This window comes from Pseudomonas sp. PA-4-8C (genome assembly GCF_021606625.1).
GTDB lineage: Bacteria > Pseudomonadota > Gammaproteobacteria > Pseudomonadales > Pseudomonadaceae > Aquipseudomonas > Aquipseudomonas lactis.
Genome location: NZ_WKCD01000034.1, coordinates 1 through 26,158, shown reverse-complemented (window position 1 = coordinate 26,158; position 26,158 = coordinate 1). Strand labels below are relative to the sequence as shown.

Genomic DNA, 26,158 nt, shown 5'->3' with positions numbered 1-26,158 from the left:
TCCATCACTGCTCATCAGTGATCGGGTTTAGTCGCTCGTATCTTCCAACACGGCATGGTCTCCATGAGTTTTATGGTGGCTGTGCGTAGGGCACCTTCGGGTGCGCCGGATGTTTCGTGTTGGGCCGGTCGACTAACCTGCGTACAGCCGCCACCCTCGTTTAGTCGCGACGGGTGTCGTCTCCTAATCCAACGCGGAGCTACACCATGAATAAAGTCCTACCCGATTCACCCCTCGATCCTGCAAAAGACCGTGCCGCGTTCAACCGCGCCATCGACCATTACCTGCCCAGCCAGGGTTTCCACAACGTCAACGACGACCTGAGTTTTGAAGATGCTTTGCTCTACACCGCCAGCCTGCTCGACAGCGCTTCGGCAACGGCGCTCGATTGCGGCGAGCTGCTGGATAACCCAGGGCGGGCGAAGATTCTGGCGGTGTGGCATTTGTTGGAGATTGCCAAGACCACGGTAGATCGCTCTATTGAGTGCGTGAAGCCTTTGAAGCCAACAACTTAAAATGTAAAAGCGGGCTTGGCCCCATTTTGTAGGAGCGAGCTTGCTCGCGAAAAACTCACAGGCGCGGCGTTTATTCAGGAGGCACGCGTTATCGTTGGGGGTTTTCGCGAGCAAGCTCGCTCCTACAGTGGTATTGATGCAAATACCTTGGTAGTTCAGGCGAACCGAGTCGATGCCATCGCAGCATAGGTATCTACACAACTTTGTGGACTGTAACAGCGGACGGTAACCACGATGCGAAGCGAGCCGCTCTTGATCTTGATCTTGATCTTGATCTGCTTTTGATCTTAGGCGCCCCGTCAAACCACGCTGGCCGGAATTCGACAGGGATTTGGGGGTAAACCGGCAGGGATGCCGGTTTAGCCGCCCCGCGCCATGGATGGCGCGTGGCGGCGGCCCCCCAAATCACTGGCGGATTACGGGCACACCGAGCCCAAGCGAGGTGCCGAGTGGTGGGGCAAGAGCCCTTTTGGTTACTTTTGGCTGGGCCGGCATTCCGGGCTCTTTTCCAAAAGTGACCCGCTGTCAGAGCGGACCCCTAAGTAGCCGTTACCGCAGCAATGGATATGTACACCATCCAACTGTGTTGACTGTGAGGCCGCCATCGCAGGCAAGCCAGCTCCCACATTGGGGTCCTGGGCCGCCAGGGAGATAGGCGCCGACTGTCAGGCCGTCGCGGGAGCAAGCTCCCACATTGACTCTGCCCACCGCTTATTTGCGACATTTCCCACCTATCGACAGGCTTTACAGCCGGCCCACTTCGGCAGATGATTTGCACCGCTGCATTCCACCCCAAGCGAGAGACCCCACCATGAGCAAAAAGCCATCCAAGCATGGCCCCAACAAGGCCAAATCCATCATCGCCCAGCCCTTGTTCCGCAGCCGCCAGGAACGCGCCGGCAAGGGCAAAGGCAGCTACCGCCGCGAAGCCTTCCAGTCTAATAGCTGGGAGGCTTCTTACTTTCTGGCTGCCTGAAGGCAAGCGCCCCTCTGGCATGATAAGGTCTGTACCTGATTTGTAACCCCTGGACCTGTGCATGCCCTCTCGTCTTTCTCGTCATTGGCACCTGCGCCAATTGATCGCTGCCTCCAGCCTCATTCTGCTTGTCGCCTGCGCGGAAAAACCTACCGCTGCGGACGCTCAACCCCTGCCCAAGCTCCAGACGGCCCCGGCTATCGCGCCTGCCGTGGTGGCCCCGTTGGCAGTGGACAATCTCGATATCCAACCGACCCAGACCTTTGCCGAATGGCAGGCTGGCTTCCGCGCTCAAGCGCTGCAGGCCGGGATCACTGCGGCCGTGTTCGATAACGCTTTTGCCGGCGTCACCCCTGATATGGCGGTGATTCGCGCCGACCGCAGCCAGCCGGAGTTTTCCCGCCCGGTGTGGGAATACCTCGACGGAGCACTGTCGCCGGTGCGCGTGCGCAATGGCCAGGCACTGCTGGTCAAGTACGCCGATATTCTGCAAAGCATCGAGCAGCGCTATGGTGTCGACCGCCAGGCGCTGGTCTCGGTGTGGGGTATGGAGAGCAACTTCGGCGCTTTTCAGGGCAATAACTCGGTGATCCGCTCCCTGGCCACCCTGGCCTATGAAGGCCGTCGCCCTGCCTTTGCGCAAGCGCAGCTGCTGGCGGCGCTACAGATCATCCAGCATGGCGATATCCAGGCTGACCAGATGAAAGGTTCGTGGGCCGGGGCGATGGGCCAGACCCAGTTCATCCCGACCACCTACAACACCCACGCCGTGGACTTCGACGGTGACGGTCGCCGCGATATCTGGAACAGCCCGTCCGACGCCCTCGCCTCCACCGCGCATTACCTGCAAAGCTCCGGCTGGCAGAAAGGCCAGCCGTGGGGCGTTGAAGTGCAGCCGCTGCCGTCGGGCTTCGACTACAGCCTGGCCGATGGCGGCGTGCGCAAGACCGTGGCGCAATGGCTGCAACTGGGCATCCAACTGCCGCCTGGCGTGAGCCTGCCGGCGAATGTCGACCAACTGTCCGCCGCCCTGCTGCTGCCGGCTGGCTACCGCGGCCCGGCGTTCCTGGTGCTGGATAACTTCCGCGCGATCCTCAAGTACAACAATTCGTCGTCCTATGCACTGGCGGTTGGTTTGCTGTCGGAGCGATTTGGCGGCGGCGGTGTGATTCGCGGCAGTTGGCCAAAGGATGAGCTGCCGCTGAGCCGTTCGCAACGTATTGACCTGCAAACGGCGCTCAGCGCCAAAGGGTATGACGCGGGTAATGCCGACGGGATTATTGGCGCCAACACGCGCAAGGCGATTCGGGCTGCGCAGCAGGCGCTGGGCTGGCCGGCGGATGGGTATCCGACGGTGAAGTTGCTGGAATCGCTGCAGAACCGCTGAAGTGATCGCTCCCACGCTCTGCGTGGGAGCGCTGCCTTGGACGCTCCGCGTCGGCGGCTGAAGAGGGTGACGCAGAGCGTCACTGGAGGCATTCCCACGCAGAGCGTGGGAACGATCAGGCCTTGAACACTACATCCTGCTCCAACACCACCCGCTGCTCCCCCGCATCCAGGCGCACCAAGGCGCCCATCGGCAATGTCAGGTTCGGGTCGCAATGCCCACTGCGCCAGCCTGCCAGCACTGGAATGCACAGCGGCTCAAAGGTCTGCTTCAGCAGACGTGCCAATGCCCCGCTATCCACACCAGCCACATCCCCTACCAGCACACCGGCGACCTGAGCCAGCTTGCCAGCCAGGCGCAGGTGGGTCAGCAGACGGTCGATGCGATAGAGCGGTTCGTTGACGTCTTCGATAAACAGGATGATGCCGTCAGCGTCTATTTCGTACGGCGTGCCCATGACCGCGGCGATCATCGACAAGTTACCGCCCAGCAAGCGCCCACAGGCCACACCTGGCTCGATTGTGGTCAGCGGGTAGGCCATCGGGTGCGGCAGCACACTGCCGGCGCCCCTTTGGCCACGTAGCAGGCTGAACAAGGAGGACTCGGTGGGCGGCTGTTTGCCGCCGAGCAGGTCGGCATTGAGCATCGGGCCGTGGAATGTCACAAAGCCCGCGTAGCGGTTGATCGCCAGGTGCAAGGCGGTGATATCGCTGTAGCCCACGAACGGCTTGGGGTTGGCACGCAGTAGGTCGAAGTCCAGCGCGTCGAGCAAACGGGGCGTGCCATAGCCGCCACGCAGGCAAAGGATGGCATCGATATCGGGGTTGGCAAAGGCGGCATGCAAATCCCGCAGGCGCACTTCATCGCTACCGGCCAGGTAGCCGTCGCGCTCGTACACGCCGGGGAAAATATGCAGGTCGTAGCCACGGGCACGCATCCATTGCCTGGCTTTTTCAACATCCAACTCGGCAGGGCCGGCGGGAGCGATCAGGCCGAGGGTGCCTTCGGGGGGCAGTGCGGGTACGGCGGCGGTCATCCATGGTTCTCCCTATATGACGCAGAACGAAATGTGGGAGCTGGCTTGCCTGCGATGCATGCGCCTCGGTGTATCAGTGACACCGAGGTGATGCTATCGCAGGCAAGCCAGCTCCCACACAGGCCAGCATTTGCACACCGCTTTTGCGGTGCGACTTACGAAACCAGGCTCGCCTTGACCAGCTTGGCCTGCTCATCGGCGTGGTACGAAGAGCGCACCAACGGGCCCGAGGCCACGTTCTTGAAGCCCATCTTGTAGCCTTCCTCGGCGAACCAGGCGAAGGTGTCCGGGTGCACGAAGCGCTGCACCGGCAAGTGGCTGCGGGACGGTTGCAGGTACTGGCCCAGGGTCAGCATGTCGATGTCGTGTTCGCGCATGCGCTTCATGACTTCGATGACTTCTTCGTCGGTCTCACCCAGGCCCAGCATCAAGCCGGACTTGGTCGGGATGTGCGGCATCATCTGCTTGAATTTTTGCAGCAGGGTCAGCGACCACTGGTAGTCCGAACCCGGGCGCGCAGCCTTGTACAGGCGCGGCACGGTTTCCAGGTTGTGGTTGAACACATCCGGCGGCTCGGCGGCGGTGATTTCCAGCGCCACGTCCATACGGCCACGGTAGTCCGGCACCAGGGTTTCGAGCATCACGTTGGGCGACAGCTTGCGGATTTCGCGGATGCAGTCGGCAAAGTGCTGGGCACCGCCGTCACGCAGGTCGTCGCGGTCTACCGAGGTGATCACCACATACTTGAGTTTCAGGTCGGCGATGGCGATGGCCAGGCTTTCTGGCTCGTTGACGTCCAATGGCTTCGGACGGCCGTGGCCGACGTCGCAGAACGGGCAACGACGGGTGCAGATGTCACCCATGATCATGAAGGTGGCAGTGCCGCCAGAGAAGCATTCGCCCAGGTTCGGGCAGGACGCTTCTTCGCATACGCTGTGCAACTTGTGTTTGCGCAGCAGCGACTTGATACGGTCGACTTCCGGCGAAACCGGGATACGCACGCGAATCCAGTCAGGTTTCTTCGGCAGTTCGGTGGTCGGGATGATCTTGACCGGGATGCGTGCAACCTTCTCGGCGCCGCGCAGCTTGACGCCGGCTTCCACCTTGGCACGCGGGGCCGGGGCTGGACGCTCAGTGATGTCCAGCGTCGGGATCATGGTTTGCACAACATCAGTAGTCATATCAATCGATTCCGCCCGTCAGGGTCGTCTGCTCTGCATAGTCGAGGTGTTTGACGAGCTGCGCGCGCAGCCGGGCACTTACCTCGGCAAATTCTATGGATGTTGCATGGTCACTCAACTGGGTCATCGCAAGCCCGGCGTAACCGCATGGGTTGATGCGCCGGAACGGCGCCAGGTCCATGTCCACATTCAAGGCCAGGCCATGAAAGGAACAACCGTGGCGAATGCGCAGCCCCAGGGAGGCGATTTTCGCGCCATCCACGTACACACCCGGTGCATCGGGCTTGGCCACGGCGGTCACGCCGTAACTGGCCAATAGCTCAATCAGGCACGTCTCCATGCGGCTGACCAGGTCGCGCACGCCAAACCCCAGCTTGCGCACGTCCAGCAGCAGGTAAGCCACCAGTTGACCGGGCCCATGGTAAGTCACTTGACCCCCTCGGTCGACCTGCACCACCGGAATATCACCCGGCAGCAGCAAGTGCTCGGCCTTGCCAGCCTGGCCCTGGGTGAAGACCGGCGGGTGCTCCACCAGCCAGATCTCATCCGGGGCCGAGGTGCCGCGCTCATTGGTAAAGCGCTGCATGGCATGCCAGACCGGCTCGTAGGCCATCTGGCCGAGCTCGCGAAAGCCCAGAACGTGCGACATCACAGCACCATGTGCACGAAGCCGGTGGCCCGCAGTTCGCTGTTGATGTTGTAGAGCTGGTCTTGATCGGTCGCAACGATGTGCAACTGGATCGTGGTGTACTTGCCGGTGGAGCTTTGGCGCTCGTCCACGCGGTTGTCGTTGATCGTCGCGTGCTTGCGCACGATTTCGAGAATCTTGTCCTTGCGGCCGACACCGGTATCGCTGATCACCTTGACGGGATAATCCGTCACAGGAAATTCGATCTTTGGCGCCTTTACTTCTACGTCTTTATCGGTCATGGCAGAACAGCCTCGTAAGCGCTAAGCCGTGGCGACGGGCAAAGCCCCGCGCTGGATCAACGCGGGGCTTTGCAGGTGCACACAATCAGTTGAACAAGCCGTAGAAGAATAGACGGATGCTATCCCATACGCGGCGGAAGATACCACCTTCCTCGACAGCGTCCAGCGCGATCAGGTCGGCGCTGTGCACCACCTTGTCGTCCAGCTTCACTTCGACCTTACCGATCACATCACCCTTGGCGATTGGCGCAACCAATTGCGGGTTCAGGGTCATGCTGGCGGCGAGCTTTTTCAGCTGGCCTTTAGGCATGGTCAGGGTCAGGTCGTCGGCCAGGCCGGCCTTGACTTGCGAAGTCGAGCCCTTCCACACCGGCGCGGTCGCCAGTTCAGCACCCTTCTGGTAGAAGGTCTGGGTTTCGAAGAAGCGGAAGCCGTAAGTCAGCAGTTTTTGCGTCTCGGCCGCACGGGCCTGCTCGCTGTTGGTGCCGAATACTACGGCGATCAGGCGCTGGCCATCACGTACGGCGGACGACACCATGCAGTAGCCGGCTTCGTCGGTGTGGCCGGTCTTCAGGCCATCGACGGTCTTGTCGCGCCACAGCAACAGGTTGCGGTTAGGCTGCTTGATGTTGTTCCAGAAGAATTCCTTCTGGGAGTAGATCGCGTAGTGCACCGGGTCAACGCGGATGATCGCGCGCGCCAGGATCGCCATGTCGTGAGCCGACGAATAGTGCTCTGGGTTTGGCAAGCCAGTTGGGTTCATGAAGTGGCTGTTGGTCATGCCCAACTCACCGGCGGTTTTGTTCATCATGTCGGCGAAGGCGTCTTCGCTGCCGGCGATGTGCTCGGCCAGGGCGACGCTGGCGTCGTTACCGGACTGGATGATGATGCCGTGCAGCAGGTCGCTCACGGTGACTTGCGAACCCACCTTGATGAACATCCGCGAACCACCGGTACGCCAGGCGTTTTCGCTGACGGTCACCGGGTCGTTCTCGCCGATCTGGCCGCGACGGATTTCCAGGGTCGCCATGTAAGCGGTCATCAGCTTGGTCAGGCTGGCAGGCGGCAGGCGTACATCACCGCCGTTTTCGACCAGCACGTTGCCACTGGCGGCGTCCATGAGGACCCACGACTTGGCGGCCAGTTGCGGGGAGGCCGGCACCATTTCAACCGCCCAGGCGGCCGGGGTGATGATCAGCGAGATAAGCAGGCACGTGCGTTTGGCTAAGGTGGTGATGTTCATCCGTCTCTCGAAATTGCTTATGGAAACTTGCCCTCGCGGGCAAAACTATTCAGACAGCCCGCTTCCAGACTGTCACGTGTTCGGTTGCCTGCTCACCCCTTGCCCCTGGGTTTTTATTGTTCAACGAGCCAACAACCAGGGTTCAAGCGCGCAGGCGCGCCTGAGCCATCAAACCGTTACTGCTTATTCTGCGGTGACCACGCTGGGTTGCCCCAGGTTGGCCAGGCGTACGCTGTTCTGCACTTGCGCCACTTCGCTTGGCGAGCCGATCGGGCCCATGCGTACACGGTGCAAGGTTTGCTGGTTACGCACGATGGAGCTGATGAAGACTGGCGCGCTGACCATACCGCTGAGCTTGGACCTTAACAGTTCTGCCGCATCCGGGTTGGCGAAAGCGCCGACCTGCAGGTATTGCCCGCCCGCCATCGAGGCGCCCGGTGCCGCGTGAGGGACGACGACAGTATCCGGAGCATGTTGCGCCGGCGGCGGCGTCCACTGCTCGATCTTGCCGGTCGAGGCCGTCACTTGCGGTTGCGGGGTAGCCGGTTCGTTGAGCATCAACGGCGCCGGCTTGCCACGCTGGGCCCAGTACTGCGCCGGGTCGATGCCTTCGACTTTGACCCGTGCGGTGCCGGTTTCGGCGTAACCGAGTTTCTTGGCGGCCGCGTAGGACAAGTCGATGATGCGGTCCGAATAGAACGGCCCACGGTCATTGACCCGAAGGATCACGGTGCGATTGTTGTCCAGGTTGGTCACGCGCACATAGCTGGGCAGCGGCAGGGTCTTGTGGGCCGCGCTCATGCCATACAGGTCATACACTTCGCCGTTAGCGGTGTTCTGGCCATGGAACTTGGTGCCGTACCAGGACGCGGTGCCCGACTGCACGTAGGTTTTGGATTCCTGCAGCGGGAAGTAATTCTTGCCCAGCACGGTATAGGGGTTGGCCTTGTACGGGCCGGTGTGCAGGGTCGGCGTGGCGTCCGGGATCTTCGACACATCCACATCCCACCACGGCGCGCCGTCTTTGTGCGCGCGGTTGATGTCCAGGCCCGGCTGGGCGCGGACTACTGCACCGCCCGCCTTCTTGGCCGGCGCACGGTTAGGGGTGGTGGAACAACTGGCTACCAACAAGGACAACGCGGCGAACGCCACCAGCTTGAGCGGTTTTTTGAACGGCGATACCCGCATTACTTGTTGCCCCGTGCTTGAACCAGCTCATCTGACAGCTGATGCACGGCCATGGCGTACATCACACTGCGGTTATAACGCGTGATTGCGTAGAAATTCTTCAGGCCCATCCAGTATTCAGGGCCATTTGCACCTTCCAGGCGGAATGCCGTCACCGGCATGTCATCGCGTGGCGCATTCTGACTCGACCAGCCCAGCGCTCGCAACTCCCCAACGGTCTTGACCGGTTCGATACCTTGGGTCAGGCCTTCGTCGGCGCGCTCACCCGTGACATCGGCGCGGATAACCACCGGCTCGCCGCCAACCCAACCGTGGCGCTTGAAGTAGCTGGCCACGCTGCCGATGGCATCGTCGGGGTTGCTCCAGATATTGATGTGCCCGTCACCGTCGAAATCCACCGCATAGGCGCGAAAGCTGCTGGGCATGAACTGCGGCAAGCCCATCGCCCCGGCGTAGGAGCCCTTGAGGCTCAGCGGGTCGACCTGCTCTTCGCGGGCCAGCAACAGGAATTCGCGCAGTTCCTTGCGGAAGAACTCGGCGCGGGGCGGGTAATCGAAGCCCAGGGTCGACAAGGCGTCGATCACCCGGTAGCTGCCGGTGTTGCGCCCGTAGAAGGTTTCGATGCCGATGATCGAGACGATCACCTGGGCTGGCACGCCGTACTCCTGCTCGGCGCGAGCGAGGACTGCCTCGTGCTGGCGCCAGAAATCCACGCCGCGCGCGATGCGCGCATCAGTGAGGAACATCGGGCGATAGTCCTTCCACTGCTTGACGCGTTCGGCGGGCCGGGAGATGGCGTCGAGGATCGCCTGCTTTTTCTGGGCTTCACGGAACACGCCCATCAGTTGCTCACCGGCAAAACCGTAGTCGCGGGTCAGCTCACCGACAAATTCGGCAACCTGGGGAGAGCCATCGTAGTCACCGGCCCGCGCCTCTTGCGTTGCCCCCAGCAGCCCGATCAGGCCCATCCAGGTCGCATGCCGAGTCGCCCAGCCGCGCATTACTTGCATTGACATCTTCACCTTATTCAAACCTGTGCGATCCACTTGCGATGCGTATGAATCGACATCAAAACCCCAAACGCTGACAGCAATGTCACCAGCGAAGTTCCGCCGTAGCTAATGAATGGCAACGGCACCCCAACCACCGGCAGCAGGCCACTGACCATACCGATGTTGACGAAAACGTAAACAAAAAAAGTCATGGTCAGGCTGCCCGCGAGCAATTTGCCGAACAGCGTTTGCGCCTGGGCAGTGATCACCAGGCCGCGACCAATCAACAGCAGATAAATCAGCAACAACGCGCAAATGCCCACCAGCCCGAACTCCTCGCCCATCACCGCAATGATGAAGTCGGTGTGGCTCTCGGGCAAAAAGTCCAGGTGGGACTGGGTGCCCAGCAACCAGCCCTTGCCAAATACCCCGCCGGAACCAATGGCCGCCTTGGACTGGATGATGTTCCAGCCGGTGCCCAGCGGGTCGCTCTCCGGGTCGAGGAACGTGAGGATCCGTTGCTTCTGGTAATCGTGCATAAAGAAGAACCACATGGCCACTGCCACGGGCACGGCGGCGGCCAGCACGCTGAGGATCCAGCGCCAGCGCAATCCGCCCATGAACAACACGAACGCGCCACCGGCGAGGATCAGCAACGAGGTGCCCAGATCCGGCTGGCGCACAATCAGCACGAAGGGCACGCCGATCAGGATCAGGCTGATCGCCACATGCTTGAGCTGCGGCGGCAAGGTGCGCTTGGACAGGTACCAGGCAATGGTGGCCGGCATCAGGATCTTCATGAATTCCGACGGTTGGAAGCGAATCACCCCGGGGATGTTGATCCAGCGTGTGGCGCCCATGGCGTTGTGGCCCATGACGTCCACCACCACCAGCAGCAACACGCCGGCGACATAGCCCAAGGGCACCCAGCGCGCCATGAAGCGCGGCTCCAATTGGGCGATCACCACCATCGACAGCAAACCCAGGCCGAACGAGGACGCCTGCTTGATCAGCAGGTCCCAGTTCTTGCCGCTGGCCGAATACAGCACGAACAGGCTGCCGGCCGCCAGGGTCAGCAGCAGGATCAGCAAGGGGCCATCAATGTGCATGCGTTGCAGCAACGTCGCACGGCGACGCATCACATCTTCACTGGAGAGGATGCGGTCAAAATTACTCTTCACGGGCCGTAACCTCGGGGCTTGAAGGGGGGCCGCCATACTCGGGCTTGAGCCGGCCATCGTCGGCCAGCAGCCAGGCGTCCATCACCTGGCGTACCACTGGGGCCGCGACGCCGGAGCCGGACTCGCCGTTCTCGACCATCACGGCCACCACGATTTTCGGGTCTTCGGCCGGGGCAAAGCCGACAAACAAGGCGTGGTCGCGGTGGCGTTCCTGCACCTTGGAGCGGTCATACTTTTCGCCCTGCTTGATCGCGACCACTTGAGCGGTACCACTCTTGCCGGCAATGCGGTACTGCGCGCCGATTGCCGCCTTGCGTGCGGTACCGCGAGCGCCGTGCATTACCTGCTGCATGCCGTGGTTGACCTTGGCCCAATCGGACGGGTCACGCAGCACGATGTCCGGAATCGGATTGTCGTCCACCGGCTTTTCGCCTTCGATGGTCCTGGCCAGGTGCGGTCGGTTCCACACGCCCTTGTTCGCCACCAGCGCCGTGGCCTGGGCCAGCTGCAGCGGCGTGGCCTGCATATAGCCCTGGCCGATACCCAGGATCAGCGTTTCGCCAGGGAACCACGCCTGGCGACGGGTCGCACGCTTCCACTCCCGCGACGGCATCAGGCCGGGTGATTCTTCGAACATGTCCAGGGAGACTTTCTGACCGAGGCCGAACTTGCCCATGTAGGCAGACAGCCGATCAATCCCCAGCTTGTGGGCCAGGTCGTAAAAATAGGTGTCGTTGGAGCGCATGATCGCGGTATCCAGGTCGACATAGCCGTCACCGGAGCGGTTCCAGTTACGGTACTTGTGGTCGTAGTTGGGGAGCATGTAATAGCCAGGGTCGTACACCCGGCTTGAGGCCGTGACCACGCCAGCATCCAGGCCGGCAATCGCCACCGCCGGCTTGATGGTCGAGCCCGGTGGGTACAGGCCGCGCAACACACGGTTGAACAGTGGCCGGTCGATGGAATCACGCAGCTCGGCGTAGGCCTTGAAGCTGATGCCAGTCACAAACGGGTTGGGGTCGAAGCTGGGCTGGCTGACCATCGCCAGCACTTCGCCAGTCTTCGGGTCCAGCGCCACCACGGCACCCCGCCGACCGCCCAGGGCCATCTCGGCAGCTTCCTGCAACTTGATGTCCAGGCTCAGGACAATGTCCTTGCCCGGCACCGGATCGGTGCGCTTGAGCACGCGCAATACGCGGCCACGCGCATTGGTCTCGACTTCCTCGTTACCTACCTGGCCATGCAACTCGGCCTCATAGAAGCGCTCGATGCCGGTTTTGCCAATATGGTGGGTGCCGCTGTAGTTGATCGGGTCGAGGGTTTTCAGTTCTTTCTCGTTGATCCGCCCCATGTAGCCAACGGAGTGCGCAAAGTGCGGCCCTTGCGGGTAATGCCGCACCAACTGCGCCACCACTTCCACACCTGGCAGGCGGAACTGGTTCACCGCAATGCGGGCGATCTGCTCTTCGGTCAGCTCGAACAGAATCGGCACCGGCTCGAACGGCCGGCGCCCCTGGCGCATGCGTTTCTCGAAGACCACCCGGTCTTCCGGCGTCAGTTGCAGCACCTCAACGATGACATCAAGGACCTGCTTCCAATCGCCGGAGCGTTCACGGGTCATGCTCAGGCTGAAGCTGGGCCGGTTATCGGCAACCACCACGCCATTGCGGTCGAAGATCAGCCCACGGGTCGGGGGAATCGGCTGCACATGCACCCGGTTGTTTTCCGACAGCGTGGAGTGATAGTCGTACTGGATCACCTGGAGGAAATACAGCCGCGCAATCAGCACGCACATCAGCACCACCACCAAAACAGCACCGAACACCACCCGCGCGCGTACCAGACGTGCGTCTTTCTCGTGGTCCTTGATGCGGATCGGTTGGGTCATCGGGGGCGGCGCAGACTATTTGTGGTAAGGGTGCCCGGACAGGACTGTCCAGGCGCGATACAGCTGTTCACCGATCAGAATCCTTACCAACGGGTGCGGCAACGTCAGCGCCGACAGCGACCAGCGCTGATCGGCCCGCGCACAGACTTCCGGCGCCAGCCCTTCCGGGCCGCCGACCATGAAATTGACCGTGCGCGAATCCAGGCGCCAGCGATCCAGTTCCACCGCCAGTTGCTCGGTGCTCCAGGGCTTGCCGTGCACTTCAAGGGTGACGATGCGCTCATTGGGGCCGACCTTGGCCAGCATGGCTTCGCCTTCCTGACGGATAAAGCGCGCCACGTCGGCGTTCTTGCCCCGGGTATTGAGCGGTATTTCCACCAGCTCAAGCGACAGCTCAGCGGGCAGACGCTTGGCATATTCGTGCCAGCCTTCTTCCACCCACTTGGGCATGCGTGAACCGACAGCGATCAGACGCAGGCGCACAGCCGTTCCTTATTCCTGGTCTTTGTTGAGCTTGTCGAAGTGCGCGTGGCCCACTTCCGGGCTGTGGTGCTTGCCATCGGCGGCACGGCTCTGCTCGGCGCCTTTCCACAGACGCTCCAGGTCGTAGAACTGGCGAGCGTTGGAGGTCATCATGTGAACGATCACATCGTCCATGTCCAGCAGCACCCAGTCGCTGTCGCCCTTGCCTTCTTCACCCAGTGGCTTGACGCCCTGGGCTTTGACGGCTTCGCGAACCTTGTCCAGCATCGCGCCGATCTGGCGGTTGGAGGTACCGGTGGCGATGATCATGAAGTCGGTGATGCTCTGCTTGTCGCGCACGTCCAGCACCTGGATGTCCTGGGCTTTAACGTCTTCCAGGGCAGCCACGGCGACTTTCACCAGCTCTTCGCCAGCCAGTTCCGGGCCAACATGGGCTTCAACCGGCAGCGGTGCGCTTTTGAAGGTGCCTTTGCGCTTAACTTTGCTTACGTCTTTGTTCGTCATATAAAACTCGTTTTGCTCGTATGTTCGGGCGCTTGCTGCACGGTTCGTGCGTTCAAGCGCGCCTTTTCAGTTCGACGCACGGTAAAGCCCGTGCGCATCGATGTAGGCCAGGACCGCGTCAGGCACCAGGAAACGTACCGACTTCCCGCTGGCCAGCAGTTGACGGATCTGGGTGGCAGACACCGCAAGCGGGGTCTGCCAGACGAATGCAATATTCCCGTTCGGCCCGGTCAGGGCCAAGGGGTCACTTACCGACCGCGCGGCCAGCAGGTTGCGCAAGGCATCCGGCGGTTCGCTGTCGGCATCCGGGCGTTGCAAAACCAGGATGTGGCAATGCTGGAGGAGTTCCTCCCAGCGGTGCCAAGAGGGCAGGCCGCAAAATGCGTCCCAGCCCAAAAGCAGAAACAGTGGGTCATCTGCGGCCAATTCGGCGCGCATCAGCTCCAGGGTGTCGATAGTGTAGGACGGTTTATCGCGCTTGAGTTCGCGATCGTCCACCACCAGCGGCGATATACCTTCTACGGCAACACGCACCATTTCCAGGCGCTGCTCTGCGGCCACCTGCGGCGTGTCGCGATGGGGCGGCCGAAAATTGGGCAGCAGGCGCAGCTCATCCAGCGCAAGGGCATCCGCAACTTCCAGGGCACTGCGCAAATGGCCGATGTGCACGGGGTCGAAAGTACCACCGAGCAGCCCGATGCGTTTAGTCATCAAGTGCGCACATGACCGTCGCCAAACACCACGTACTTCTCACTGGTCAGCCCTTCCAGGCCCACCGGGCCGCGTGCGTGGAGCTTGTCAGTGGAAATACCGATCTCCGCCCCCAGGCCGTACTCGAAGCCGTCAGCAAAACGCGTCGAGGCGTTGACCATCACCGAAGCGGAATCCACTTCGTTGAGGAAACGCCGGGCATCGCTGAAATGCTCGGAAACGATGGCGTCGGTGTGCTTGGAGCCATAGGTATTGATGTGTTCGATGGCCTGGTCCAGGTCATCGACGATGCGGATCGACAGGATCGGGGCCGTGTACTCGGTGTACCAGTCCTGCTCGGTCGCCTCGATGACGTCCGCGCCCAGCAGCGCACGGGTGCGCTCGCAACCGCGCAGTTCTACCGACTTGTCACGGTAGATGGCGGCCAGCGGCGGCAGCACGCGCTCGGCAATGCCGACGTGCACCAGCAGGGTTTCCATGGTGTTGCACGGCGCGTAGCGGTGGGTCTTGGCGTTGTCGGCAATGCGGATCGCCTTGTCGAGGTCGGCGGCGATGTCGATGAACACATGGCAGACGCCGTCCAGATGCTTGATAACGGGCACCTTGGCATCGCGGCTGACGCGCTCGATCAGGCTCTTGCCACCCCGCGGCACGATCACGTCGACGAATTCCGGCATGGTGATCAGCGCGCCCACGGCAGCACGGTCGGTGGTTTCCACCACTTGCACCACTTCAGCCGGCAACTCGGCCACGGCCAGGCCCTGCTGGATGCAGGCGGCGATGGCGCGGTTGGAATTGATCGCCTCGGAACCGCCACGCAGGATAGTGGCGTTGCCCGACTTGAGGCACAGGCTCGCGGCGTCGATGGTCACGTTCGGGCGCGACTCATAGATGATGCCGATCACGCCCAGGGGCACGCGCATCTTGCCCACCTGGATGCCCGACGGCAGGTAGCGCATGTCGCGAATTTCACCGATGGGGTCAGGCAGCTTGGCCACCTGACGCAGGCCTTCGATCATGTCGTCGATACGTGCCGGGGTCAGCGCCAGGCGGTCCAGCAAGGCTGGCTCCAGGCCATTGGCGCGCCCATTGGCCAGGTCCAGTTCGTTGGCGGCGGTCAGCTCGGAGCGCGAAGCATCCAGAGCATCGGCAGCCGCCAGCAGCGCACGGTTCTTCTGCGCGGTGCTCGCACGGGCGATCAACCGCGAGGCCTGCCGGGCAGCGCGACCCAGGCGGGTCATGTAGTCAAGAACGGACTCAGTCATAGTCAGGGAGTCTTGGCAAAGAGGAAAGCGGCAGATTATAGCTGTGACGCCGCCCGACTGACAGCGGTGAGGGGCGGATGGTCGAAATGAACTGTAAAAACCCCAGGTTCAGGCGTAATTAAGGTGAGAGTTGTTATGATTCGGTCACATTTAGCCGTATCTACCCTTGACCGCCATGCCCGACTTTTCGCCCCTGCTCCCCGCCAGCCCCCTGCCCGATAGCTTCTTCGACCGTGACGCCCAGCTGCTTGCGCGCGAATTACTCGGAAAAGTCATTCGCCATCGCGTGGGCGATCTCTGGCTTTCGGCGCGAATTATTGAAACCGAAGCCTATTACGTGGCCGAAAAAGGCAGCCACGCCTCACTCGGCTACACAGAAAAGCGTAAGGCTTTGTTTCTGGATGGTGGCCATATCTACATGTACTACGCCCGTGGCGGTGATTCGCTGAACTTCAGCGCCCACGGCCCGGGCAATGCCGTGTTGATCAAATCGGCCTATCCCTGGGTCGACGACATTTCCGGCGCGGCGAGCCTGGCACAGATGCTGTTGAACAACCCCAACCCCGATGGCAGCCCACGCCCCTCGCAAAAACTGTGTGCGGGCCAGACGCTGCTGTGCAAGGCCCTGGGCCTGAAAGTGCCGATGTGGGATGCCAAGCGCTTCGATCAGGAACTGCTGTATGTCGAAGACGTAGGCCAGGTGCCCACGCAGATTATCCAGACCACGCGCCTGGGTATCCCCAGCGGGCGCGATGAGCACTTGATGTACCGCTTCGTCGATGCTGGCTATGCGCCTTATTGCACGCGGAACCCGATGCGTCGGGGGCAGGTCGAAGGCCGGGATTATTTTTTGATTTAACGCGCAACACATCCCATGTGGGAGCTGGCTTGCCTGCGATAGCGGTGTGTCAGGCAACTTCCATGCTGGCCATGCCGCAGCCATCGCAGGCAAGCCAGCTCCCACAGTTGAATTTCACCGCCTCAAATTCTGTTTTGTATGCATGGAGTGGATTGTATGGGCCAATGGCTCGATAGCATCACCGGCTGGTTGACCCTCAACCCACAATGGCTGGCAGCGGCGGTGTTTATTGTCGCGTGTGTGGAGTGTCTGGCGATTGCCGGGTTGATCGTGCCAGGCACGGTATTGCTGTTTGCAATCGCTGCGCTGGCTGGCAGCGGTGCGCTGTCGCTGAGTGAAACCCTGCTGCTGGGCTTCCTCGGTGGCTTATTGGGCGACGGCGTTTCCTATTATCTGGGCCGCCATTTCCATCAGAACATCCGGCGCCTGCCCGGCCTGCGCCAGCATCCTGAATGGATGAACGGCGCAGAAACCTACTTCCACAAGTACGGGATTGCCAGCCTGTTGGTCGGGCGTTTCATCGGACCATTGCGCCCTATGCTGCCGATGGTGGCGGGTATGTGCGACATGCCCTTCCCGCGCTTCGCCGCCGTGAGCATCATTGCCGCAGCGGGCTGGACCGTGGCCTATCTGCTGCCGGGCTGGGCCGCCGGCGCCGCGTTCCGCCTGCCATTGCCGGAAGGTTTCTGGCCGGAAGCGGCGATTATCGCGGCGTGCCTGGCGGTGCTGCTGGGGCTGAGTTTGAACAGCAGTTGGCGCGAACATCGGCGCGCCACCTTGTGGATCGGTTGTGCCAGTCTGGTGTTGTTGATCGCGTTGTTTATCGGCTATCCCCACCTCAATGACTTCGACCAAGGCCTGAGCGCCCTGGTGCAGGAGCATCGCAGCCCGTGGCTGGATGAAGTGATGGTACGGGTCACCCAACTGGGTGAGTTCAAGAAGATGTTTTTCGCCAGCGCGGTGTTCACTGGCCTGTTGCTGCTAGCGCGGCAATGGCGCCACGCCGTGTTTGTCGGCGCCACCCTCGCTGGCGCGGCAGTGATCAACACCGGCACCAAGCTGTTTTTCGCCCGTGGCCGCCCGGAAATCCTCACCGACCCGCTGACCAGCTTCAGCATGCCCAGCGGCCATGCCTCCGGCGCCTTTGCCTTCTTCCTGGCGCTCGCGGTATTGGCCGGTCGCGGTCAACCCACGCGGCTGCGCCTGACCTGGATGCTGCTGGGCTGCATTCCGGCGGCGTTCATTGCCTTATCGCGGGTCTACCTGGGCGCCCATTGGCCCACGGACATCCTGGCCGGCACGTTGCTGGCCATGACCGTATGTGCGTTCAGCCTGACGGCAATCGAGTACCGCAGCCCATTGCCAGCCATGACGCAAAAAGCCTGGTGGCTGGTGCTGCCCGCCGTGGTGGCCGTGCTCGGTTTTATCGCCTTTACCGGCACGCCCCACGCCCTGCTCAGGTACGCCTACTGACCCTTGGCCGGGCCGATCCAATCCACGGAGGCGCTGCGCCGTTCAACGCAACGTTCGCGGCGCTCCAGTAGCATCTCATCGGCCACTTCGGCGGCGCGTTCGGCGATGTACTCCGCGCCCCGCGTGGCTTCCTGTTGGAGTAATTGCGTGGTCACGCTGACGAAATAAGCGTCCCACGCGACTTGTTCCGAGGGTGTCAGCCGAATCATGGTTATCTCCGATCATTGTTGTGTGATCGGAAAATAGTGCAGGCGACACCGTGGAGACGACCGAGCAAAGTCTGAAAGCTCTGTCAGGCAAATCCGAACCTCAGGTGAACAGCTCGCCCTGCAGTTCATCGAGCAACATCTGGATCGCATCCAGCCGTTGCTGTGGGTCGTCCAGTTGCAGCAAGTCGATTTTGTCGGCCTCGGTAAACGGCAGCAGATAGGCCAACCGGTTGCCCAGGGCTTGCTGGCCTTCGACGTCACCGCCCATGTCCAGCGAAGCCACCATCGGGTGCTCGGCCAGGGCCTCAAGCAACGCCAGCAAGTCGGCGTCTTCTTCGCCCAGCGGCTGGTCCGGCAACTCTTGCAGCCATTGCACGTCGGCCACCAGCAATTGGTCTTTCTGTACGTCGGTCTCATGCACGCGGAAACGACGCCCCCCTTCGACGCGAATGCCCAGCAGGCCGTTGTCCTGCTGTTTGAAGTCACGAATCAGCGCTTCACAACCGACAAGCGCATAACCGTCAGGGGCCATGCCCACCTCTGAGCCATCCAGGATGCACACCACACCAAAGCCTTCGCCCTTTTTCATGCAACGGCCGATCATGTCCAGGTAGCGCGCCTCGAATATCTGCAAGTCGAGGGTGCAGCCTGGGAACAGCACAGTGTTGAGGGGGAATAGCGCCAGACTCATAACGGTTTCCTTAAAACCTGGTTTAAACAATGACCGACACCGCCAACGGCAGGAACACCGCCGTGGCCACGCCCATCAAACTCATGGCCAGCGCCGCGAAGGCGCCGCATTCTTCGCTTTCCTGCAGGGCCACCGAAGTACCGACGGCGTGGGCGGTCATGCCCAAGGCCATGCCGCGCGCTTCGGGGCTGCGTACACCCAGGCGCGTCAAGAGCGCTGGGCCGATCATCGCGCCGACCACCCCAGTGATCAACACGAACACCGCTGCCAAGGCCGCCACGCCGCCGATCTGCTCGGCCACCAGCATGGCAATCGGCGAGGTCACCGACTTGGGCGCCATGGTCATCAGCACCCGGTGCTCGGCCCCGAACCACCACCCCAACGCCACACACAGGCCAGTGGCCAACACCCCGCCTACCACCAGCGTAGTAAAAATCGGCCAGAACAATTGCCGAATCCGTCGCAGGTTCAGATAAAGCGGCACGGCCAAGGCCACGGTCGCAGGCCCCAGCAGGATGCCCATGATCTCGGTGCTCTTGCGGTATTCGGCGTAACTCAGGCCGCAGGTGAGCAGCACGCCAATCACCAGCAACATCGACACCAGCACCGGCTGCAGGAAGATCCAGCGGGTTTTCTCGAACCCCGCCAGCACCAGTTGATAGGCGCCCAGGGTAATACCGATACCGAACAGCGGATGATGAATGACCGCCGTCCAGGCGCCCTGCCAGTCAAGGATCATTGGTCCTTCTCCTTGCGCTTGACCATCTGCTGCATCAGCACACCGACAAAGCCCATGGCGATCACCAGCGACAACACCAACGCCCCGACGATGGCCCAGAAATCCGCCACGATGTCCTTGGCGTACACCATCACCCCCACGGCCGGCGGCACCAGCAGCAGCGGCAGGTAACGCAACAGGCTGCCGGCCGCCAGGCTCAGGGGCTCGCCGACTTCACCGCGCCAGACCAGAAAGCCCAGCATCAGCAACAAGCCGATGATCGGCCCCGGCAGCACCGGCACCAGCAAATGATTGATCGCGGTGCCGATCAGTTGAAACAGCACCAGCCAGGTCAGGCCACGTAACAGCATCCCGCTCTCTCCCCCTCAAAGCTCGCGCGCATTATATAAGCATGCCCGCCCTATGCTCCGGCATTCGCCAAAAGCATGTTGGGTTGACCGGGCTGATTGCCCATGATGATCTACATTGGTTCTCTGTTACCGATAAAAACGCCCGTTATCGATGGGCAAAAATGATGAACCAAGGAGAGACGCAATGCCCTATGTACCCGTAGCGCAGCTCAAAGATTACGTCGGCAAGGAACTGGGACGTTCCGAATGGCTCACCATCGACCAGGCGCGCATCAACCTGTTCGCAGAGGCCACCGGCGATCATCAGTTCATCCACGTCGACCCGGTCAAGGCCGCGCAAACCCCGTTCGGCAGCACCATCGCCCATGGGTTCCTGTCGCTGTCGCTGATGCCCAAGCTGATGGAAGACATCCTGATCATGCCCGAAGGCTTGAAGATGGCCGTCAACTATGGCCTGGACAGCGTGCGCTTTATCCAGCCGGTGAAAGTGAACTCCAAGGTGCGCCTGAACGTCACCCTCACTGACGTCACCGAGAAGAAGCCCGGCCAATGGCTGTTCAAGGCCACCGCCACCCTGGAAATCGAAGGCCAGGAGAAGCCGGCTTACATTGCCGAGTCACTGTCACTGTGCTTCGTATAACCACCACACCCCCACTGTAGGAGCGAGCTAGCTCGCGAAGGTCGTCAACGATAACGCGTGCTGGCTGAATAAATGCGGCGCCTGTGAGTTTTTCGCGGGCAAGCCCGCTCCTACAGGTAATGGATCCTGCGCATAGACCACTAGGTTCGGCACCCCGGCTACGGCATACTCGGCGCTCAATTATCCGGATCCCGCTATGCGCCCACTCGCTCCCCTTGCCCTTGCCCTGTTGCTCACCGCTTGCGGAGACGGCGAATCGCTGTTGCCGCCCGATGCGCGCCTGCCCGATGGCGGCCGCTACCGTGGCGATGTGGTCAACGGCTTGCTGCAAGGCCAAGGCCGTGTGGACTACCCCAATGGCAGCTGGTACGCCGGCCAGTTCGACAAAGGCCAGTGGCACGGCCAGGGCGAATGGCATGGCAGCAATGGCGAAGTCTATAAAGGCGAATTCAAGCAGGGCCTGTTTGATGGCCAGGGCAGCCTGACCACTTCGGGCAGCAGCTACGTGGGCGGCTTCAAAAACGGTCGACGCAACGGCGAAGGCACCCTCAAAGAGGGGCAGATGACCTATCGCGGCGAATTCCAGGACGACCAGTACTCAGGCCTCGGCCGCCTGGAGTTGGCCGACGGCAGCCAGTACCAGGGCCAGTTCGCCCACGGCAAGCCCAATGGCGAAGGCCAGCGCAATGACGACAGTGGCAACCAGTTCAGCGGCCGTTTTGTCGATGGCCAACTGGAAGGCAATGGCACCTTCAACAGCGCCGAGGGCGATATCTATGTCGGCCAATTCAAGCAGAACCAGCTCAACGGCAAAGGCCGCTATGAGAACGCCGACGGCGATGTGTGGATCGGCCAGTTCAAGGAAGGCGCGCTGACCGGAAGAGGCGAATTGATCGGGGTCGATGGCAGCCACTATGTCGGTCAGTTCAGTGACTGGCGCTTTACCGGCGAAGGGCGCCTGAACCTCACCGATGGCAGTTTCTATATCGGTGGCTTCGACAGCGACAACTATCAAGGCCGTGGCACGCTCGTCCTCACCGACGGCACCGTGCAGTCCGGCACCTGGGTCAACGGCCTGCGCGTGCGCGACGCCGAGGGCAAGCTGCTGCCCGACCCGTTGGAGACCGGCATACTGGCCCAAGGCCGCTTGCTCGACGACGCCCTGGCGGCCGTACCGGCGTCCACCCCGGCCGTGGAGCTGTACTCCTTGGTGCTGGCGGGCGACGGCAAGCAAAGCGTGTTCTTGCGCGAGGCCGATTACGTCAGCAATCTGCTTGCCACCCGCTTTGGTGCTCGCGGACAGGTGCGCCTGGTCAACCACCGCGACCATATCGCCGACCGCCCCCTGGCCACTCGCGAAAGCCTGCGCCGCTCGGTACAAACCCTGGCCGAACGGACCGGGCCGGAAGACCTGGTGTTCATTTACATGACCAGCCATGGCACCCATGAGCATGAACTGGTGCTCGACCAACCGCGCATGGAACTGGCCGACCTGCCCGCCGATGAGCTGGCCGCTGTGCTCGCACCACTGAAAAACCGTGACAAGGTCATCGTGATCTCCGCGTGTTACTCCGGCGGCTTCATACCCGCACTCAAAGATGAGCGCACCCTGATCATGACCGCCTCCCGCGCGGACCGCGTGTCGTTCGGCTGCTCGGAAGAAGCAGACTTCACCTACTTCGGGGATGCCCTTTTCGCACAAGCTTTCAACCAAACGGACGATTTGCAACACGCCTTCAAACTGGCACAACTGCACGTGGCCGAACGCGAACAGGCGGACAATTTCGAAGCCTCCGAACCGCAGATCTGGGCGCCTAAGGGCGTGATCGCCCATTGGCAATTATTACGTAAACAGCAGGCACGAAAGGCGCTCGAAAGCGTCTCAATGAATAGCAAGGAAGCCAAAGGCAACTAAGCTGTAACGTGTAACAAGGGGGAAACACCATGTACCTGACACCGCAGCATATCTTGCTGGCCGGGGCCTCCGGCCTCACTGGCGAACACCTGCTCGACCGCCTGCTCAACGAACCCACCGTGACCCGCGTGCTGGCACCCAGCCGCAAACCATTGGCTGAACATCCACGCCTGGAAAACCCGGTGGGCGACCCGGCGGTGTTCCTGCCGCAACTGAGCGGCCGCGTGGATATTGCCTTCTGCTGCCTGGGCACCACGATCAAAAAGGCCGGCTCGGAAGCGGCCTTCCGTGCGGTCGACCTGGACATGGTGGTGGCCTTCGCCAAGCGCGCACGGGAACTGGGCGCGCGGCATCTGATCGTGATCAGCGCAATTGGCGCCGACCCGAAATCCTCGGTGTTTTACAACCGGGTCAAGGGGGAAATGGAACTGGCGCTCAGAGCGCAAGACTGGCCGCAGTTGACCATCGTACGTCCGTCGCTGCTGCTGGGTGAGCGACTGGAACCGCGCCTGGCCGAGCAGTTGGCCGGACCTTTGTCACGGCTTATTCCGGGCAAGTACCACGGTATTGAAGTCTGCGAACTGGCCCGCGCCATGTGGCGCCTGGCGCTGGAAGAACAGGATGGCGTGCGGGTGGTGGAGTCGGACGAGTTGCGCAAGCTCGGCAAGTAATGATGCAGGTCTGGTACTGATCGTTCCCACGCTCTGCGTGGTAACGCCGGTTATGACGCTCTGCGTCATGCTTGGGACGCGGAGCGTCCCCGACTGCATTCCCACGCGGAGCGTGGGAACGATCCAACCCAGGCAGCCACTGTCTTACAGCCCGCCCGTAGCGTTGAAGCCCACACCCAGCACCGTCAACACCGACAGTGGCAACAACAAAGTATCGAGCAACGCACTAGCCGGCAGGTCGAGATGGGGATAGCTCGGGGCCTCGGCACCAAAGCGGTCCTTGGCGCAGCAGCCACCATTGATCGCGTACAGATCCAGCCGCGTGCCGGCATACACCACCGGTGCGCCCGCTTGCGCCGCATCCAGCGTGCGCGCCGTGGCGCAGCCGGTAAGTTGCAGCGCCATCAACAGCAGCAGCGCTTTATTCATCGCCGCCCAGATGGTGCTCACCCCAACGCGGCAGCATGTCCTGGGGAATGTTCAACAGGTTGAGAATGCGCGCCACCACAAAGTCCACCAGGTCATCGATGGTCTGCGGCTGGTGATAGAAGCCAGGCGACGCGGGCAGAATGGTCACGCCCATATTCGACAACTTGAGCATGTGCTCCAGGTGAATGCTCGAATACGGCGCTTCGCGCGGCACCAGGATCAATTGGCGGCGCTCCTTCAGGGTCACGTCTGCCGCCCGTTCGATCAGGTTATTGCAGGCGCCCGTGGCAATCGCCGACAAGGTGCCGGTGGAACATGGCACCACCACCATGGCCGCCGGCGCACCGGAGCCTGAAGCCACCGGCGACATCCAGTCCTCTTTGCCGTAGACCTTGATCTGCCCCGCCGCCGCACCGGTGTACTCGGTAAGGAACGCCTGCATCGTCTGCACCTTGGACGGCAGCGCGACATCGGTCTCGGTCGCCAGCACCAACTGCGCCGCCTTGGAGATCAGAAAATGCACCTCACGGTCTTCACGCACCAGGCAATCGAGCAGGCGCAGGCCATAGGGCGCACCGGATGCGCCGGTCATCGCCAGGGTAATGCGTTCCGGCCCGCTCATTTCAGTGCCTCGGCCAGCTTGCCGTGCAGGCCGCCGAAGCCGCCGTTGCTCATGACCACCACGTGCGTGCCGGGCTGGGCCAAGGACTTCACCTGCTCAATGATGCCTTCGAGCGAATCGCAGACTGTCGAGGGTACGGTGCACAGCGCAGCAATCGCGGGCAAATCCCAGCCAAGGTTGGCCGGTGCATACCACACCACCTGGTCGGCATCGTTGACGCTTTCAGGCAGGCCATCACGGTGCGCGCCGAGCTTCATGGAGTTGGAACGCGGTTCGACGATGGCGATGATCTGCGCATCGCCCACGCGCTTGCGCAGGCCATCCAGGGTGGTGGCAATTGCGGTTGGGTGGTGGGCAAAGTCGTCGTAAATGGTAATCCCCTTCACGTCGGCGACTTTCTCCATGCGCCGCTTCACACTCTTGAATGCGCTCAAGGCGGCGATGCCCATGGCCGGCACCACGCCGACATGCCGAGCGGCAGCCAGGCTCACCAAGGCGTTGGCCACGTTGTGCTGGCCAGTCATGCCCCAGTCGACGATGCCTTGGGCCTGGCCTTCGAACAGCACTTCAAACCGCGAACCGTCGTCGCTGAGCAACCTGGCCTGCCACTGCCCACCCGCGCCGGTAGTTTGCACCGGGGTCCAGCAGCCCATGTCGATCACACGCTGCAACGCAGGCTCGGTGGTGGGATGAATGACCAGGCCTTCGCTGGGAATGGTGCGCACCAAGTGATGGAACTGCCGCTCAATCGCCGGCAGATCGGGGAAGATATCCGCGTGATCAAACTCAAGGTTGTTGAGGATCGCCGTGCGCGGGCGGTAGTGGACGAACTTGGAGCGCTTGTCAAAAAAGGCGCTGTCGTATTCATCGGCCTCGATCACAAAAAACGGTGTCTCACCCAGGCGCGCCGACACCGAGAAGTTCTGCGGCACACCGCCAATCAGGAAGCCCGGGCTCATGCCCGCATGTTCCAGCACCCAGGCCAGCATGCTGCTGGTGGTGGTCTTACCATGAGTGCCCGCCACTGCCAGGACCCAACGGCCTTGCAGCACATGGTCGGCCAGCCACTGGGGGCCGGAGACGTAAGGCAAGCCATTGTTCAGTACGTATTCCACCGCCGGGTTGCCGCGCGACATAGCGTTGCCGATGACGACCAGGTCCGGCACCGGGTCGAATTGCGCGGGGTCGTAACCTTGGGTCAGCTCAATCCCTTGCGCCTGTAGCTGCGTGCTCATGGGTGGATAAACATTGGCATCGGAGCCTGTTACGTGATGGCCCAGCTCTTTGGCCAGAACCGCCATCGAACCCATGAACGTACCGCAGATACCCAGAATATGAATGTGCATAGTCGACCTCGTAAACATCGAGGCAGGTTAGCGTAGGGTGGGAAAGTTCGCACGCATTAGCTGAGGGCGAAACGCCCGCCGGTAGGATCCGGCGGGCAAAAGGGATGACTTAAACCTTGGTGCCCGCGTTGTTAAGCTCAGCGCCTTTCAAGGTCATGATTCGGTCAGCGGTTTTTTTCAAGACGTGGTACCGACGCTCGATCGCGCCTAAGCGGCCACCGGTACCAGGGGACGTTTGCGACTCGACGTGAGGTTTGAAAATCAGCTCGTTGTCCTCGGCCAGTTGTTTCATATGGGTTTCTGAAACGTCCAGTAACTGCTCAAGGTTACTCATGCGTGCCCCGCGCTCCTTGGGCCAGTCGTCGCCCATGACAAGCCGGTCTCCGGTGTTTCCCGCCAGCGTGATGATGAGATTGGCAAACTCCACCATCACTTTTTCTATGCGATCCAGATGGCGTGTGGCCCCAGGCGCAGGCTCATCGGGTGTGGATGGCGTAACGGCTGGCGGCGCTGGCTTCTGATCGGCCTGCACAACGCCAGGCAAATGCGGTGGCGGTGGCGCCACTGGCGACGGTACGTATTGGCCCTTGATCGCTTCCCCCGCAGCCACGGACCCGGCATATGCGCCCACATTGATCGGCGCGCTGACCATGCCATTGATGCCTGCGTTGATGAACGCGTCCTTAATCATCTTGCCGGTAGAGGGCGATGTAGAAATAACGCCCGCCTTGACC

At 61.6% G+C, this 26,158-nt stretch carries 28 protein-coding genes and 1 pseudogene; 8 read left to right on the top strand and 21 right to left on the bottom strand.

Annotated elements, in window-relative coordinates:
- The first annotated feature begins 206 nt into the window (after positions 1–206).
- The 3 genes from GIW04_RS08805 (at position 207) to GIW04_RS08795 (ending at position 2,878) form a co-directional block, all read left to right on the top strand.
- The gene (locus GIW04_RS08805) at positions 207–515 is read left to right on the top strand and encodes a DUF6124 family protein (protein WP_003192377.1); all 309 of its coding nucleotides are present in this window, start codon (positions 207–209) and stop codon (positions 513–515) included.
- An 811-nt stretch (positions 516–1,326) separates the two neighbouring features.
- A complete protein-coding gene (gene arfA / locus GIW04_RS08800; protein WP_003176285.1) occupies positions 1,327–1,491 on the top strand; it encodes an alternative ribosome rescue factor ArfA in 165 nt (54 codons plus the stop codon).
- 61 nt (positions 1,492–1,552) lie between these two features.
- Positions 1,553–2,878, top strand: coding sequence for a lytic murein transglycosylase (locus GIW04_RS08795; RefSeq protein ID WP_003194458.1), 1,326 nt, complete (start codon positions 1,553–1,555; stop codon positions 2,876–2,878).
- A gap of 115 nt (positions 2,879–2,993) precedes the next feature.
- Here the strand turns inward: GIW04_RS08795 and GIW04_RS08790 are convergent, their stop codons facing one another.
- The 13 genes from GIW04_RS08790 to GIW04_RS08730 form a co-directional block, all read right to left on the bottom strand.
- Complete coding sequence (locus GIW04_RS08790; RefSeq protein ID WP_120248782.1) at positions 2,994–3,914, bottom strand: S66 peptidase family protein; 921 nt, start codon at positions 3,912–3,914, stop codon at positions 2,994–2,996.
- Positions 3,915–4,069: 155 nt separating this feature from the next.
- Entirely contained in the window at positions 4,070–5,071 is a 1,002-nt protein-coding gene (gene lipA, locus GIW04_RS08785) for a lipoyl synthase (RefSeq protein WP_161794304.1), read from the bottom strand.
- Positions 5,072–5,096: 25 nt separating this feature from the next.
- Positions 5,097–5,744, bottom strand: coding sequence for a lipoyl(octanoyl) transferase LipB (gene lipB, locus GIW04_RS08780; RefSeq protein WP_003194464.1), 648 nt, complete (start codon positions 5,742–5,744; stop codon positions 5,097–5,099).
- Positions 5,744–6,025: a DUF493 domain-containing protein gene (locus GIW04_RS08775; protein WP_005791752.1), complete on the bottom strand. Its 282-nt coding sequence runs from the start codon at positions 6,023–6,025 to the stop codon at positions 5,744–5,746. The genes lipB and GIW04_RS08775 overlap by 1 nt, the downstream gene beginning before the upstream one ends.
- Positions 6,026–6,110: 85 nt before the next feature.
- Positions 6,111–7,268 (bottom strand): D-alanyl-D-alanine carboxypeptidase family protein, encoded by a 1,158-nt coding sequence (locus GIW04_RS08770; RefSeq protein WP_120248781.1) that lies wholly within the window; start codon positions 7,266–7,268, stop codon positions 6,111–6,113.
- A gap of 183 nt (positions 7,269–7,451) precedes the next feature.
- Positions 7,452–8,456, bottom strand: a complete 1,005-nt coding sequence (locus GIW04_RS08765; RefSeq protein ID WP_014720084.1) for a septal ring lytic transglycosylase RlpA family protein — start codon at positions 8,454–8,456, stop codon at positions 7,452–7,454.
- A complete protein-coding gene (gene mltB / locus GIW04_RS08760) occupies positions 8,456–9,466 on the bottom strand; it encodes a lytic murein transglycosylase B (protein ID WP_003194472.1) in 1,011 nt (336 codons plus the stop codon). Before mltB ends, GIW04_RS08765 begins: the two co-directional genes overlap by 1 nt.
- A gap of 17 nt (positions 9,467–9,483) precedes the next feature.
- Complete coding sequence (gene rodA / locus GIW04_RS08755; protein WP_044268991.1) at positions 9,484–10,587, bottom strand: rod shape-determining protein RodA; 1,104 nt, start codon at positions 10,585–10,587, stop codon at positions 9,484–9,486.
- A 31-nt stretch (positions 10,588–10,618) separates the two neighbouring features.
- Entirely contained in the window at positions 10,619–12,517 is a 1,899-nt protein-coding gene (gene mrdA, locus GIW04_RS08750) for a penicillin-binding protein 2 (protein ID WP_003194477.1), read from the bottom strand.
- 15 nt (positions 12,518–12,532) lie between these two features.
- Complete coding sequence (gene rlmH, locus GIW04_RS08745) at positions 12,533–13,000, bottom strand: 23S rRNA (pseudouridine(1915)-N(3))-methyltransferase RlmH (protein WP_003176297.1); 468 nt, start codon at positions 12,998–13,000, stop codon at positions 12,533–12,535.
- A 9-nt stretch (positions 13,001–13,009) separates the two neighbouring features.
- A complete protein-coding gene (rsfS, locus tag GIW04_RS08740) occupies positions 13,010–13,504 on the bottom strand; it encodes a ribosome silencing factor (RefSeq protein WP_003176298.1) in 495 nt (164 codons plus the stop codon).
- A gap of 66 nt (positions 13,505–13,570) precedes the next feature.
- A complete protein-coding gene (gene nadD, locus GIW04_RS08735; RefSeq protein WP_003194480.1) occupies positions 13,571–14,215 on the bottom strand; it encodes a nicotinate-nucleotide adenylyltransferase in 645 nt (214 codons plus the stop codon).
- The gene (locus GIW04_RS08730; RefSeq protein WP_003194482.1) at positions 14,215–15,480 is read right to left on the bottom strand and encodes a glutamate-5-semialdehyde dehydrogenase; all 1,266 of its coding nucleotides are present in this window, start codon (positions 15,478–15,480) and stop codon (positions 14,215–14,217) included. The genes nadD and GIW04_RS08730 overlap by 1 nt, the downstream gene beginning before the upstream one ends.
- Before the next feature lie 175 nt (positions 15,481–15,655).
- Here GIW04_RS08730 and GIW04_RS08725 point away from each other — a divergent pair, with 175 nt between their 5' ends.
- Complete coding sequence (locus GIW04_RS08725; protein WP_034133843.1) at positions 15,656–16,339, top strand: DNA-3-methyladenine glycosylase; 684 nt, start codon at positions 15,656–15,658, stop codon at positions 16,337–16,339.
- Between the two features lie 156 nt (positions 16,340–16,495).
- A complete protein-coding gene (locus tag GIW04_RS08720; protein ID WP_094774253.1) occupies positions 16,496–17,812 on the top strand; it encodes a bifunctional DedA family/phosphatase PAP2 family protein in 1,317 nt (438 codons plus the stop codon).
- Here the strand turns inward: GIW04_RS08720 and GIW04_RS08715 are convergent.
- From GIW04_RS08715 to GIW04_RS08700, 4 genes are all read right to left on the bottom strand, one after another.
- Positions 17,806–18,021, bottom strand: a complete 216-nt coding sequence (locus tag GIW04_RS08715; RefSeq protein WP_003194488.1) for a hypothetical protein — start codon at positions 18,019–18,021, stop codon at positions 17,806–17,808. The two genes, GIW04_RS08720 and GIW04_RS08715, sit on opposite strands and share 7 nt — an antisense overlap.
- Before the next feature lie 100 nt (positions 18,022–18,121).
- The gene (locus GIW04_RS08710) at positions 18,122–18,712 is read right to left on the bottom strand and encodes an LON peptidase substrate-binding domain-containing protein (protein WP_120248780.1); all 591 of its coding nucleotides are present in this window, start codon (positions 18,710–18,712) and stop codon (positions 18,122–18,124) included.
- A 22-nt stretch (positions 18,713–18,734) separates the two neighbouring features.
- A complete protein-coding gene (locus GIW04_RS08705; protein ID WP_032895141.1) occupies positions 18,735–19,451 on the bottom strand; it encodes an LrgB family protein in 717 nt (238 codons plus the stop codon).
- Entirely contained in the window at positions 19,448–19,801 is a 354-nt protein-coding gene (locus GIW04_RS08700; RefSeq protein ID WP_003194494.1) for a CidA/LrgA family protein, read from the bottom strand. The genes GIW04_RS08705 and GIW04_RS08700 overlap by 4 nt, the downstream gene beginning before the upstream one ends.
- Before the next feature lie 184 nt (positions 19,802–19,985).
- On the opposite strand from GIW04_RS08700, the gene GIW04_RS08695 reads away from it, so the two are divergent.
- The 3 genes from GIW04_RS08695 to GIW04_RS08685 all read left to right on the top strand — a co-directional run bounded on the left by GIW04_RS08695 (position 19,986) and on the right by GIW04_RS08685 (position 23,027).
- Complete coding sequence (locus GIW04_RS08695) at positions 19,986–20,441, top strand: MaoC family dehydratase (protein WP_003194496.1); 456 nt, start codon at positions 19,986–19,988, stop codon at positions 20,439–20,441.
- Positions 20,442–20,637: 196 nt separating this feature from the next.
- Complete coding sequence (locus GIW04_RS08690; protein WP_003194498.1) at positions 20,638–22,356, top strand: C13 family peptidase; 1,719 nt, start codon at positions 20,638–20,640, stop codon at positions 22,354–22,356.
- Between the two features lie 29 nt (positions 22,357–22,385).
- Positions 22,386–23,027: an oxidoreductase gene (locus GIW04_RS08685; protein ID WP_014720096.1), complete on the top strand. Its 642-nt coding sequence runs from the start codon at positions 22,386–22,388 to the stop codon at positions 23,025–23,027.
- A gap of 144 nt (positions 23,028–23,171) precedes the next feature.
- On the opposite strand, the gene GIW04_RS08680 is transcribed toward GIW04_RS08685, so the two are convergent.
- The 4 genes and pseudogenes from GIW04_RS08680 to GIW04_RS08665 form a co-directional block, all read right to left on the bottom strand.
- Complete coding sequence (locus GIW04_RS08680; RefSeq protein WP_120248839.1) at positions 23,172–23,456, bottom strand: YceK/YidQ family lipoprotein; 285 nt, start codon at positions 23,454–23,456, stop codon at positions 23,172–23,174.
- Entirely contained in the window at positions 23,449–24,078 is a 630-nt protein-coding gene (gene ubiX, locus GIW04_RS08675) for a flavin prenyltransferase UbiX (RefSeq protein WP_003194503.1), read from the bottom strand. Before ubiX ends, GIW04_RS08680 begins: the two co-directional genes overlap by 8 nt.
- Entirely contained in the window at positions 24,075–25,424 is a 1,350-nt protein-coding gene (gene mpl / locus GIW04_RS08670) for a UDP-N-acetylmuramate:L-alanyl-gamma-D-glutamyl-meso-diaminopimelate ligase (protein ID WP_120248779.1), read from the bottom strand. Before mpl ends, ubiX begins: the two co-directional genes overlap by 4 nt.
- Before the next feature lie 109 nt (positions 25,425–25,533).
- Positions 25,534–26,158 (bottom strand): annotated as a pseudogene (locus tag GIW04_RS08665) (hypothetical protein); the annotation flags it as partial.